7 protein-coding genes are annotated in these 13,400 nt (G+C 61.7%); 4 read left to right on the top strand and 3 right to left on the bottom strand.

Translation table 11 applies throughout. The features are described from left to right. Window positions 1–128 precede the first annotated feature (128 nt). From gyrA to mtnA, 3 genes are all read right to left on the bottom strand, one after another. A complete protein-coding gene (gene gyrA / locus HBR94_RS18990) occupies window positions 129–2,783 on the bottom strand; it encodes a DNA gyrase subunit A (RefSeq protein ID WP_057439222.1) in 2,655 nt (884 codons plus the stop codon). A gap of 332 nt (window positions 2,784–3,115) precedes the next feature. Next, window positions 3,116–8,047, bottom strand: a complete 4,932-nt coding sequence (locus tag HBR94_RS18985) for a membrane-targeted effector domain-containing toxin (RefSeq protein ID WP_170045379.1) — start codon at window positions 8,045–8,047, stop codon at window positions 3,116–3,118. Window positions 8,048–8,196: 149 nt separating this feature from the next. Beyond that, window positions 8,197–9,273 carry an S-methyl-5-thioribose-1-phosphate isomerase gene (gene mtnA / locus HBR94_RS18980; RefSeq protein WP_057439224.1) on the bottom strand — a complete coding sequence of 359 codons (1,077 nt, stop codon included), beginning with the start codon at window positions 9,271–9,273 and terminating at the stop codon, window positions 8,197–8,199. Window positions 9,274–9,382: 109 nt separating this feature from the next. Between mtnA and HBR94_RS18975 the strand changes: the two genes are divergently transcribed. The 4 genes from HBR94_RS18975 (at window position 9,383) to HBR94_RS18960 (ending at window position 13,030) form a co-directional block, all read left to right on the top strand. After that, entirely contained in the window at window positions 9,383–10,714 is a 1,332-nt protein-coding gene (locus HBR94_RS18975) for a TRZ/ATZ family hydrolase (protein WP_057958895.1), read from the top strand. 63 nt (window positions 10,715–10,777) lie between these two features. After that, complete coding sequence (gene ubiG / locus HBR94_RS18970) at window positions 10,778–11,476, top strand: bifunctional 2-polyprenyl-6-hydroxyphenol methylase/3-demethylubiquinol 3-O-methyltransferase UbiG (protein ID WP_003172645.1); 699 nt, start codon at window positions 10,778–10,780, stop codon at window positions 11,474–11,476. Window positions 11,477–11,480: 4 nt separating this feature from the next. Next, complete coding sequence (mupP, locus tag HBR94_RS18965) at window positions 11,481–12,152, top strand: N-acetylmuramic acid 6-phosphate phosphatase MupP (protein WP_057439225.1); 672 nt, start codon at window positions 11,481–11,483, stop codon at window positions 12,150–12,152. 137 nt (window positions 12,153–12,289) lie between these two features. Next, window positions 12,290–13,030, top strand: coding sequence for a YciK family oxidoreductase (locus HBR94_RS18960; RefSeq protein ID WP_169961298.1), 741 nt, complete (start codon window positions 12,290–12,292; stop codon window positions 13,028–13,030). Window positions 13,031–13,400 lie beyond the last annotated feature (370 nt).

Here is a 13,400-nt window from a genome sequence, read left to right as displayed (position 1 = left end):
CATGCGCTGACTGATACACCGCCTTCGCGAGCAAGCCCGCTCCCACAAGGGAATGCGCAGTATTGCAAATTTTCAAAGGGGACAAATAACAAGGGGGCGAATCTTCATCCGCCCCCTTGGTTGCCCGCTTATTCCTGCGGTTCTTCTTCGTCTGCGGCAGCATCGAGGGTTGGCTCGTCGACGCTGTCATCGCCGGCTGCGATCACCTCGCCATCGAATTCCTCGCCTTCCAGCTCCTCGCCTTCGACTTCCGATGGCTCCTGGACACGCTCCAGACCCACCAGGGTCTCGTCGCTGGCCAGCTTGATCAAGGTCACGCCCTGGGTGTTACGGCCCAGGCTCGACACTTCATCAACACGGGTACGTACCAGGGTGCCCTGGTCGGAAATCAGCATGATTTCCTCGCCATCGAGCACCTGGACCGCGCCGACCAGGCGGCCGTTGCGATCGTTGCTGACCATGGCGATAACACCCTGGCCGCCACGCTTGTACTCGGGGAACTCGCCGATGGCGGTACGCTTGCCATAACCACGGGCCGAAGCGGTGAGGATCTGGCTGCCTTCTTCCGGGATCAGCATGGAAATCAGCTTCTGCCCTTCCGGCAGACGCATGCCGCGCACACCACGGGCGGTACGGCCCATGGCACGCACGTCGGATTCCTTGAAGCGTGTCACCTTGCCGCCGTCGGAGAACAGCATGACTTCACGCTCGCCATCGGTAATGGCTGCGGAAATCAGTACGTCGCCTTCGTCCAGCTCCAGGGCGATCAGGCCCACGCTGCGCTGGCGGCTGAAGGATTCCAGCGGGGTCTTCTTCACAGTGCCCTTGGCGGTGGCCATGAAGATGAAGTGACCTTCGGTGTATTCCTCGACCGGCAGCATGGTGGTGATGTATTCATCAGTGTCCAGCGGCAACAGGTTGACCAGCGGACGACCACGGGCGGCGCGGGACGCTTCCGGGATCTCGTAGGTCTTGAGCCAGTACACCTTGCCCTTGCTGGAGAACAGCAGCAGCGTGGTGTGGCTGTTGGCTACCAGCAGGTGAGCGATGTAGTCCTCATCCTTGACGCCCGTCGCCGACTTGCCTTTACCACCACGACGCTGGGCCTGGTATGCAGCCAACGGCTGGGTCTTGGCGTAGCCACCGTGGGAAATGGTCACCACGCGCTCTTCTTCCGGGATCATGTCACCCAGGGTCAGGTCGAGGCGCGCATCAAGGATTTCAGTGCGGCGCACGTCGCCGTATTCGGCGCGGATCACTTCCAGCTCTTCGCGGATCACTTCCATCAGGCGCACGGCGCTGTTGAGGATGCGGATCAGCTCGCCGATCTGGTTGAGGATTTCCTGGTACTCGGCCAGCAGCTTTTCGTGCTCGAGGCCGGTCAGGCGGTGCAGGCGCAGTTCCAGGATAGCCTGGGCCTGTTCCGGCGACAGGAAGTACTTGCCATCGCGCAGGCCGTATTGCGGGTCCAGGGTCTCCGGACGGCACGAGTCGGCACCGGCACGTTCAACCATCGCTACTACCGCGCTGGATTCCCAAGGCATCTTGATCAGTGCTTCCTTGGCTTCCGACGGCGTCGGCGAAGCCTTGATCAGGGCGATGACCGGGTCGATGTTCGACAGCGCAACCGCCTGGCCTTCCAGGATGTGACCACGCTCACGGGCCTTGCGCAGTTCGAACACGGTACGGCGAGTAACCACTTCGCGACGGTGACGGACGAAGGCTTCCAGCAGATCCTTGAGGTTCAGGATGCGCGGGCGACCGTCGATCAGGGCCACGACGTTGATACCAAACACGCTTTGCAGCTGGGTCTGGGCGTAGAGGTTGTTGAGGATCACCTCAGGCACTTCGCCACGACGCAGCTCGATCACCACGCGCATACCGTCTTTGTCAGACTCGTCGCGCAGTTCAGTGATGCCTTCGAGTTTCTTCTCTTTAACCAGCTCGGCGATCTTCTCGATCAGACGCGCCTTGTTCAACTGGTAAGGCAGCTCGGTGATGACGATCTGCTGGCGGCCACCGACCTTGTCGATGTCTTCGATCATCGAACGGGCGCGCATATAGATGCGGCCACGACCGGTACGATAGGCTTCGATGATGCCGGCGCGACCGTTGATAATTGCGGCGGTCGGGAAGTCCGGGCCGGGGATGTACTGCATCAGCTCATCGACGGTCAGCTCAGGGTTGTCGATAAGCGCCAGGCAACCGTCGATGACTTCACCGAGGTTGTGTGGCGGGATGTTGGTGGCCATGCCCACGGCGATACCGCTGGAGCCGTTGACCAACAGGTTGGGAATACGGGTCGGCATGACCGCCGGGATCATTTCGGTGCCGTCGTAGTTCGGCACCCAGTCCACGGTTTCTTTATGCAGGTCGGCCAGCAGCTCGTGCGCCAGCTTGGTCATGCGTACTTCGGTGTATCGCATGGCTGCGGCGTTGTCGCCGTCCACCGAACCGAAGTTGCCCTGGCCGTCTACCAGCAGGTAGCGCAGGGAGAATGGCTGGGCCATCCGTACGATGGTGTCGTACACCGCAGTGTCGCCGTGAGGGTGATACTTACCGATCACGTCACCGACAACACGGGCAGATTTCTTGTACGGCTTGTTCCAGTCGTTACCCAGCTCGCTCATCGCGAACAGCACACGCCGGTGCACGGGCTTCAAGCCATCGCGCGCATCAGGCAGTGCCCGCCCGACAATTACGCTCATTGCGTAGTCGAGGTAGGACTGTTTCAGCTCGTCTTCGATATTGACCGGGAGGATTTCTTTGGCCAGTTCGCCCATGAGAAGCCTGATTCCTTTTTCGGGTGAAACCTCGTCGCGTCCATATGAGACGAACGAAGCTCGCCGCTGCCGGCAAAGTGCCTGACAACGACTTACGACAAATCAACGAGTTATGACACGGATCTGCACGTTATAGGTAGCCCCTCGGGGCGACCCTGGAAACCGCCGAATGTTATCACAATCGCCGCCACGCACCTATCCCCCTGATGCGCATGGAGTGTAGTTAGTTGACCAGTGACAGGCTGAATGGAGCCGAGAGGCGCTCAGAGACCCAACGGCCTCGCAATTGAGCCCGCAATTGGCTGTATTTCGCCGCGCAAACGCCAATAGGCCTATAAATTGTCAGGCCCTTCAGGCCGACGCGCAGGAGAATGGGTGACATCCAACTCAATTTCCACATCCGGCGCAGCCGCCCCTGAAAACCATCCGCGCCTGCCCGGCGCCCTGAGAACCGTGGGCTGCCCGGCCCTGGCGTCGCTGATGCGCACGCCAACCCCCCCGGTAAGCTCGGCAATTCCCGGCACGCCGTCGGTGGTATTCATGTGGGCGGCTCCCACCCACGCGATCCATCTGCCGCCGTCTTCTGGGTGATAAGCCTGAATCTGACGAACAGCGAAGTAATTCATGTCTTCAATCCGGCTCGACATATCAATCGAAGGCCTGCCGGTGTAGCGATCCCTGCGCAGCGTCAAATAGTCATCATCCAGCCCACGGACCCTCAGGCCACAGGCCTGGGCCCTCCTTGACACCACGCTGCGCGCACTCACCGAACCGGGCGAAACCAATAGCATGGGCGACCCGGTGGCATGGCTACCCTCGATGTACAGCGTGCGAAAGCCGCGATCATAAAGCGCCTGCATCTTATCGGTCAGAAACGTGACACTGGCTTTTTCCGCATGGTTTTCCCCCAGCACCAAACCTTGCACCGATTCCGGCCACCCGCGAATCAGATCATCCACCGTGGCCGACGCCCCCAGAGAAAGCGCCTCGGGCCGAGGAGGTATCTGCACCGTCTCGAAGAATCGCCGACGATCCCGAACAAACCAGGCGTCATAGTAATCGACCGTTGAAGCAGGTAAACCGTGGAAACCGTGGCTGTTGAATCTGTATTGATCTGTTGTCAGATACTCCTCCACAGGCAATTCCATCGAGAGTTTCGAGCCGGATTTCCCCGCGCCCCTGACCCCGATCGAGTGCCAGTGCCCAGACCTGCCGGAGCGCAGAAAACCCACCTCGGTGCGCCGCTGGGCATCAATGACCTGTACGGTCAAACCGCCTTCGCCGTAGAGCTTGAAATCGCTTTTTATGCGCAATACCACTGCATTGCCCTGCCTATCCACCGGGCGAATCAAATACTCACCCGCCTGGGTGCGGTAAATACCCTTGGCATTAGGTTCCAGACCTCGGAGCAACACGACCGCTTCGTCGCGAGGCACGGCACTGGCCTTCCACGCCTCGGGGATGAGCGAGGCTGGCGTTGGCGGGCGCGACGCCTGTAGAAGGGACCGCGCAGGCACTGCCGGCGGGCTGAAAAACGGACTGCGGATCGCCAGGGGCCTGACACCGAGCACCTCGCCCCCCTCAATTACAGCATCCATACTCAGACGCCATCCACCAGGCCCATCACGCAGGACCAACCCCGGAATAGCCTGACCGCGCGCCCGAAAATTACCCACCGCAGAGTGCGCCAACCGGCTCCAGAGCCGCGGGATCGAAGAGCCCCAATGAAGCCCCCAGGGCAGCATATCCAGCAGCATCCCTGCCACCTCGACTCCAAACATCAACTTATTGAAGGTCGATTGACGACTGACTTGCGCATTCGTATTGGCACCGCGCTGCGCAAGCTCTACCAAGCGAAAAACCTGCAAGTAGTACAGGGCTTGCAGCAGGGACGATCGACAAGGCACCAACTGCACATTCAAGGGCGGCAGACGCTCCAGTGGCTTCACGCCACTGAGGAAAAAAGTCGCCAGGCCCTCGGCGAAAAGCTGATATTTCAAACCCGACGAGACCAGGCTTTCAATCACTTGCTGGGACTTTACGCACAGTCGCTCCAGGAGATAGGCCCGCCACTGAGGCCTGCCGAGCAATGCTATCAGCTCGCTATCTCCGGCCAACTCCCGCAAGTCCAAGCCGTCGGGCGCATTGGGTGCATAAAGCACCCGCTCGGCATCTTCTGCGGTCGAGATCACGACCAACCCCTGCACCCACTGGCTCCCCCCGCGCTCAGGCTCGGCATCAGGCACCCCTAACATCAGGATATTTGCCACGACCGCCCGCCCCTCCACCCGAGGCCGAGCAGCGGGTGCCCATGCCGCCAGCACCGCCTCCACCCATTGCTGCGCACGTTTTTTCGCAGGGTCAGCCGTTAATACCGTTTTATAGATGGCTGGATTGAGCCGCGCCGACTGGGCTGCATACTCCAACGTGGCAGCCTGGCCCGCCATCCATGCCTGTGCCAGCCGCTCGGCCGCCGCCGAGGTGGCAGGCGGCGCGAATGTTTTCTTTAGAACATCCTCGCAATAATGATGACCGGCATCGATTTCTTTTACCCAGCGCTCAATCGTCTCGCGCGACAGCTTAAGCGCCTCGCCACGCACGTCGAACACACGTCGCCCGTCGGCATACGTCAGGGACGCCTCGATATTGACCCTCGACGTCCAGGCGATGCTCCCTTCCCACGGTTTGAGGTTCTTGAGGGTCAGCTCAGTCAAGCCCATACGTTCGACGTACACGCTTTCAACAGGCGGCGTCACGCCCGGCTGGGATACATAGGTAACCCGAACAGCCTCGGTGCGCACGACGATGATCTTGTCCGGATCGATCTGCTCCACTGCAGAACCGGGCAAACCACGCGCCTCCAAAAAATCTCGCAGCCTGCCTCTGAGCTTCTGCCTGGCATATCCGTGCAACGACTCAAGGCCCTCAAGCAACGCTGCCAGAGCCTGGTTTTTTTCCTGCGCGGCCAGCGCCGCCTCCTGCAAGCGCTCCCGATCCGTTGCCGCCAACGCCTTTTGCCAACCCGGCGCGGCCTGTTCTTCCAACAACTGGTTACGCACTACAAAAGCTGGCGCCGTATCCAACTGGGGTGCCAGGTCAATGACTCTGTCCACCGTTCCAGGGCGCAGGCGATTATCAGCCTCAAGCACCAGGCGCAGATCTCGCTGCTGTTTGCTCAGCAAGGCTTCAACCCCGTGGGCGACAAAATCGCCTTCTATTACCTCCGGGACGAGCGCAAGCCGCCCCGTCCAACGGCCGGTTTGCTGGCCACGCACATCGGCTGGCAGGCCGCCGGCCAACAGGAGACCTTCGGGCGCACCCTCGTCAAGGCGCCGCCCCACCTCGGCATTAAGGCAGGCCAGGCTCGAAAACGCCTCAAATCCCTGGGCAACCGTCCACAACACCAGCGGCCCGCTGGGCGGGCTGACACTGTCCGGGCTAAGCATAAACGCCGTGGCAAATCGCTCCCCGCCGGTCAAAGTCAGACTGTAGATCCGGGGGCGTTGCGCAAGGGGAAACGCCAGCTCGCGGGCGACAGCAGTGGGGTATTTCAATACCTCGTCGATCAGTTGCCGATGGGACGAGGTCAAAGTGCCATCCATCGTGCGCAAGGCCGATTCGGTCGCCAGTATTTGCTTGCGCACCCGCGTCAGCAAATCGACGGGCGCGCCCTGGTCGCGCTGAGCCGTACTCCAAAATTCGCCCAGCAGCCCGGCAAATTGTTGTTTCAGCGTCATCACCAGGCTGCTCGGCGTGCCGACCTGCTGCAGCCTGTAACCTTCATCCAGGGTATTGGGTTCTACGTAAAACGCGCCGTCCGCATAGTCGTCAGTACCACCGCCCTCCCATAGCGTATCGAGCAGCGATTCCAGCGTCTGGGACGCATATGGCCGCCCATCGGTTCGAGAACGGGTGAAATAGATCTGCAAGGGGCTGATCTTCCCGCTGAAGCTGGGGAACAGTGTTTTCAACTGCTGTTGGAAAAACCCATCAAACCCGGGCGCGCCCGCAAGCAATTGCCCCGTCAAACGGTTTAGCTTGTTTATCTGCCGTATCAGGTTCTGTTGCTGGTCGCCCACGGCAATGCCAGCAGAGGGCACCACCGGCAACGTATCAGGGCGAAGCGGGCGCCGGAGCAGGTCCCCCGGCAAGCCTGTGGGCAGCGCCAGCACCTGCGCAACCCGGGTATCAATCCCCGACCGGACGGGCAAAAAAGCGGCGCGCGCATTGACCCGTTGCTGGGCCAGTTGCTCGTCCAGGACCTGCCCCAACAGAGAACCCCGGGCATCCGGGAGCATCCCCACCAGCCCCCAATACGCGCGCCGCTCCCGGCGCAAGGCAAGCACTTGCTCGCGCTCAGGCTGCGCAACGTTTACGAGGATTTCATCGCGCTCCCCAGCGATTGCCTGCCGCAAGCTGAGAGCGGCCAATATTGCAGAGTCGCTGGCAAACTCCTCCAGGCCGCGCTGCGGGGTATAAAGCAGCACCGGCCGACTTTTGGTCAGCCCTCCCCGCCACGCCAACACAAACGCAGTCGACAGATTGATATCCTGGCCCGCGCCTCTGAGCACCAGGCGAAACATTGCCACCTTGGGCGGGTCGCTCGCGGGTTGGGACTGCTCGGCAAGCAGGCTGCGCGCCAGGGCCCAGCCATCGGCCGTGAGCCCAACCGTCGGATCCGCCAGGTTATCGGCCCTGCGTAACGCCGCTTCTGCCGCCAGTTCACCCTGGCGATAACGCAGCCAGGTGTCACGCGAGGTCAACTCATTGCCTTGGCGAACAGGGTTGTACCAGAACCGGTCCAGGTGCTGGCGGAAATGCTCGAACAGCCCCTGAAGGTTCTGATTGAGCACCTCGACGAACGTTTCAGGATCAATATCGAGCAGGCTCTGGTGGCCCGTTGCAGGGTTAATCGCAGAAAAACCGTTTATGGATGAGTCGAGCGGGGCCGCGCCTGACACCAGGGCCTCCTGCATCGCCTGGGTCATTGAACGCGGCGTGACACCGGATGGCAGCTCCTCCAGCAGCCACACCGTATCAGGGTCGATTTCCAGCTCGGGAAATTGGCGATCAAGCGCCTGTTGGAACGCTTCGCCACTGATGCGCGCCAGCGACGGCTGGTGCCGCACCAGGCGTTCGCAAAATGCACTCTCGGCTTGCAGCTGTTGCAGATGCCAGGCCCGGCTGGGCACTGGAAGGACGCCCATCAACTCACGGTCGTCAATGAGCGGGTCAGGCATGGAAGCAGATGTAACGGTAGACATGAATAGGTGCCCCGAAGGTGATCATAGGCCACGGCCACATCGTCATGCTCGCGGGCGCTGACGCCCACACTCAGAAATGCCGTGACATTGATCACCATCCTGCGAGAACCCCTCGCCCAGACGGCCTTACACTTGTACTACTGACCGCCTCAATGCAGACGCTTGCGGCACATCAACTTTGCCAATTTGGCCGTATCCGGGCGCTCGACGATGCCTTTTTCAGTCACGATCACGTCAATCAAGTCGGCCGGGGTCACGTCAAATACCGGGTTAAAAGCCGCTACATCGGCGGCAAAGCGCTGCCCGGCGACTTCCAGCAACTCGCCGGCATCCCGCTCTTCGAGGGCGACGTCATCGCCAGTAGCCATCATCAAGTCCAGGGTAGAGCTGGATGCCACCACCATAAAGCGCACGCCGTGGTGCATGGCACACACCGCCAACTGGTAGGTGCCGATCTTGCTGATCACGTCGCCATTGGCCGCGATGCAGTCGGCGCCGACAATCACCCAGGTCACGCCCTTGGTCTTGAGGATATGTGCGCCGGCCGAGTCGGCATTCACCGTGACCGGGATACCCTCGCCCGCCAATTCCCAGGCGGTCAGCCGCGAGCCTTGCAGCCAGGGGCGAGTTTCGTTGGCATAGACCTGCTCGACCATGCCTTCCAGAAACGCCGCACGGATCACCCCGAGCGCAGTACCAACACCGCCGGTGGCCAATGCCCCCGCGTTGCCATGGGTCAGGATGGCCTGGGCATTGCCCTGGTGCTTGCGGATCAACTCGACGCCCAGTTGCGCCATGGTCAGGTTGGCTTCGCGGTCACTTTCATGGATCGCGATGGCTTCGGCCTCCAGCACCGCCAATGGGTCGGCGTGGTTCTTGAGGCGGTCGAGGCGGTCGCGCATGCGCTTGAGAGCCCAGAACAGGTTCGAGGCGGTGGGCCGGGAGTCGGCCAGCAGCGCGTAGTCTTCTTCCCACGACGCCTGCCAGTCACCGCCCTCGGCGATGCGCTCACGGGCGGCGAGCACCAGGCCGTAGGCGGCACTGATGCCGATCGCCGGCGCGCCGCGCACCACCATCGCGCGAATGGCTGCAGCCACCTCGTCGACCGTCGCGCATGTCACCCAGCTTTCCCGGGATGGCAGCGCACGCTGATCGAGCAGGTGCAGTGCGCCATCACGCCACTCTATGGCCTTCACTTTCTCTGCTGCCAACAGTCGATCGCGCATCCATCACCCCGTACTCATCAACAAAAGCCGCCGATTATAGCGATCCGCCCGCCAGGGCGCTCAGGTATACTTCGCCCTCTTTATATGACCGCCCCGGACGATGCTCGCTATGACACCACCCGCCGCCCCGCTCGACTTATTGCTGCTGCCAAGCTGGCTGGTACCGGTCGAACCTGCGGGCGTGGTGCTCAAGGCACATGGCCTGGGCATTCGCGATGGGCGCATCGCGTTTATCGGCCCGCGCGACCAGGCGCTGAAGCTGGCGGCCCATGAAGTGCGCGAGCTGCCGGGGGTGCTACTGAGCCCGGGCCTGGTGAATGCCCACGGCCACGCGGCCATGAGCCTGTTTCGCGGCCTGGCCGACGACCTGCCGCTGATGACCTGGCTGCAACAGCATATCTGGCCGGCCGAAGCCAAGTGGGTCGACGAGGCCTTCGTGCGCGACGGCACCGACCTGGCAATTGCCGAGCAAATCAAAGGCGGCATCAGTTGCTTCTCGGACATGTACTTCTTCCCCAAGGTCGCCAGCGAGCGCGTGCATAACAGCGGCATGCGTGCGCAGATTGCGATTCCGATCCTCGACTTCCCGATCCCCGGCGCGGCCACTGCCGACGAGGCAATCCGCCAGGGCGTGGAGTTGTTTGGCGACCTCAAGCATCACCCGCGGATCAAAATCGCCTTTGGCCCCCATGCGCCCTACACCGTCAGCGATGCAAACCTGGAAAAAGTCCGGGTCATCGCCGAGGAACTGGACGCCGCGATTCATATGCACGTCCACGAAACCGCCGGTGAAGTGCAGCAGTCCGTCGAACAGTACGGCGAGCGGCCCCTGGCCCGCCTTGCACGCCTGGGCTTGCTCGGCCCGCGCTTGCAGGCCGTTCATATGACCCAAATCAGCGAAGAAGACCTGGCGTTGCTGGTAGAAAGCAACAGCAGTGTGATCCATTGCCCGGAATCCAACCTGAAACTGGCCAGTGGCTTCTGCCCGGTGGAACGCCTGTGGCAGGCCGGCGTCAATGTGGCAGTAGGCACCGACGGCGCGGCAAGCAACAATGACCTCGACCTGCTGGGCGAAACCCGCACCGCCGCGCTACTGGCCAAGGCCGTCGCCGGCTCGGCCAGCGCCCTGGATGCCCATCGCGCGCTGCGCATGGCCACCCTCAACGGCGCACGGGCCATGGGCCTGGAAACGGAAATCGGCTCGCTGGAAGTGGGCAAGGCTGCAGATATCGTGGCCTTCGACCTCTCGGGCCTGGCCCAGCAACCGATCTACGATCCGGTGTCACAGCTTATATATGCCACTGGGCGCGATTGTGTGAAACACCTTTGGGTCGGCGGCAAGCAACTGCTCGACGACCGGCAACTGACGCGCATGGATGAACAACAGCTGAGCGCCACGGCCATTGCCTGGGGCCGGCGCATCAGCGGACACCACGAATAACGCCGGCCCCGGATCGAAATTCCTGGCCAGGCAAAACGTTTTATCGGATTTAGAGGACTACCCATGAGTAACGTCGACCACGCCGAAATCGCCAAATTCGAAGCCCTGGCCCATCGCTGGTGGGACCGCGAAAGCGAGTTCAAGCCCCTGCACGACATCAACCCGCTGCGGGTCAACTGGATCGACGAGCGGGTCAACCTGGCCGGCAAGAAAGTCCTCGACGTGGGCTGCGGTGGCGGCATTCTCAGCGAAGCCATGGCCCAGCGCGGTGCCACGGTGATGGGTATCGACATGGGCGAAGCGCCCCTGGCCGTGGCCCAACTGCATCAACTGGAGTCGGGCGTGAGCGTCGAATACCGGCAGATCACCGCCGAAGCCCTGGCCGAAGAAATGCCCGAGCAGTTCGACGTGGTGACCTGCCTGGAGATGCTGGAGCACGTGCCCGACCCATCGTCGGTGATCCGTGCCTGCTTCCGTATGGTCAAGCCCGGCGGCCAGGTGTTTTTCTCCACCATCAACCGCAACCCGAAGGCCTACCTGTTCGCGATCATCGGCGCCGAATACATCATGAAGCTGCTGCCGCGCGGCACCCATGACTTCAAGAAGTTTATCCGTCCTTCCGAGCTGGGCGCCTGGAGCCGCCAGGCCGGGCTGACCGTCAAGGACATCATCGGCCTGACCTACAACCCCCTGACCAAGCACTACAAGCTGGCCAGCGACGTCGACGTCAACTACATGATCCAGACCCTGCGAGAGGAATAAGCCTGTGAAGTTGAAAGCGGTTCTTTTCGACATGGACGGTACGCTGCTCGATACCGCGCCGGACTTTATCGCCATCTGCCAGGCCATGCGCACCGAGCGCGGGCTTGCACCGATCAACGACCAGCATATCCGCGATGAAATTTCCGGCGGCGCCCGGGCCATGGTCGCCGTGACGTTTTCCATGGACCCGGAGTCCCCAGGCTTTGAAGAGCTGCGCCTGGAGTTCCTCGAACGCTACGTCAAGGGCTGCGCGATCCATAGCAAGCTGTTTGATGGCATGGCCGAACTGCTGGAAGACATCGAGCGCTCCAAGCTGATCTGGGGCGTGGTGACCAACAAGCCCCTGCGCTTTGCCGAGCCGATCATGGAGCAACTGGGCCTGGCCCAGCGCTCGGCGCTGCTGATCTGCCCGGACCACGTAAAAAACAGCAAACCCGACCCGGAGCCGCTGATCCTGGCCTGCAAGATGCTCGACCTGGACCCGGCCAGCGTGCTGTTCGTGGGTGACGACCTGCGGGATATCGAATCGGGCCGCGACGCCGGGACCCGCACCGCCGCCGTCACCTATGGTTATATCCACCCCGACGACAACGCCCGCAACTGGGGCGCCGACGTTGTGGTCGATCACCCGCTGGAGCTGCGCAAGGTGCTCGATAGCGCACTCTGCAGCTGCTGACACTGAAACACTGAGATCAATGTGGGAGCTGGCTTGCCAGCGATAGCGGTGAATCAGCTGCCGCTTTATTGACTGACACTGCGCTATCGCGAGCAAGCCCGCCCCACATTCAGACTGAATTTTTGTTGAGGTCGATTATGTTTGATTACTCCGCACGCCCAGAATTGCTCAAGGATCGGGTCATCCTGGTCACCGGCGCCGGCCGCGGGATTGGTGCAGCGGCGGCCAAGACCTACGCCGCCCACGGTGCCACCGTGCTGTTGCTGGGCAAGACCGAGGCCAACCTGGCCCAGGTCTACGATGAAATCGAAGCCGCCGGCCACCCGCAGCCGGTGGTGATCCCGTTCAACCTGGAAACCGCCCTGCCCCATCAATACGACGAGCTGGCGGCGATGATCGAAAAAGAATTCGGCCATCTCGACGGGCTGCTGCACAACGCCTCGATCATTGGTCCGCGCACGCCGATCGAACAGCTGTCGGGCGAGAACTTCATGCGCGTCATGCATATCAACGTCAACGCCATGTTTATGCTGACCGCCACCCTGCTGCCCCTGCTCAAGCTGTCCCAGGATGCTTCGGTGGTGTTCACCTCCAGCAGCGTCGGGCGCAAGGGCCGGGCCTACTGGGGCGCCTATGGCGTGTCGAAGTTCGCCACCGAAGGCCTGATGCAGACCCTGGCCGACGAACTCGACACCGTGGCGGCAGTGCGCGCCAACAGCATCAACCCCGGCGCTACCCGGACCAGCATGCGTGCCCAGGCTTACCCAGGGGAAAACCCGACCAACAACCCGCTGCCGGAAGAGATCATGCCGGTGTACCTGTACCTGATGGGCCCGGATAGCTCGGGGATCAATGGGCAGGCGTTCGACGCGCAATAATCTTCGGACATGACATTACGCCATTGTGGGGCTTGTGTGGGAGTGGGCTTGCCCGCGATGGCCTTAGGCATCTATACAACTCTTTCGTGGTTCTTGGGGTTGTGTACATATCCGTTGCTGCGGTCATGGCGGCTATTGGTTCCGCCCTTACGGCGGGTCACTTTTGGAAAAGAGCCCCAAAAGTAACCAAAAGGGCTCCTGCCCCACCACTCGGCACCTCGCCTAGGCTCGGTGTGCCCGTCATCCGACATTGATTTGGGGGGCCGCCGCGATGGGCCATCCATGGCCCAGCGCGGCTAACCCGGCGTCCTGCCGGGTTACCCCCCAAATCAATATCGGATGACGGCCAGCGTGGTTTAACGGGGCGCCT

The organism is Pseudomonas sp. WS 5412 (assembly GCF_012985615.1).
GTDB classification, from domain to species: Bacteria; Pseudomonadota; Gammaproteobacteria; order Pseudomonadales; family Pseudomonadaceae; genus Aquipseudomonas; species Aquipseudomonas shahriarae.
Note: the sequence above shows the minus strand (reverse complement) of the source record. Positions and strands in the feature narration are given on the sequence as shown.

Excerpts from the sequence above, each read along its gene's own strand:
- gyrA (WP_057439222.1), bottom strand. The coding sequence starts at position 2,783 with ATGGGCGAACTGGCCAAAGAAATCCTCCCGGTCAATATCGAAGACGAG.
- HBR94_RS18985 (WP_170045379.1), bottom strand. The coding sequence starts at position 8,047 with ATGTCTACCGTTACATCTGCTTCCATGCCTGACCCGCTCATTGACGAC.
- mtnA (WP_057439224.1), bottom strand. The coding sequence starts at position 9,273 with ATGCGCGATCGACTGTTGGCAGCAGAGAAAGTGAAGGCCATAGAGTGG.
- HBR94_RS18975 (WP_057958895.1), top strand. The coding sequence starts at position 9,383 with ATGACACCACCCGCCGCCCCGCTCGACTTATTGCTGCTGCCAAGCTGG.
- ubiG (WP_003172645.1), top strand. The coding sequence starts at position 10,778 with ATGAGTAACGTCGACCACGCCGAAATCGCCAAATTCGAAGCCCTGGCC.
- HBR94_RS18960 (WP_169961298.1), top strand. The coding sequence starts at position 12,290 with ATGTTTGATTACTCCGCACGCCCAGAATTGCTCAAGGATCGGGTCATC.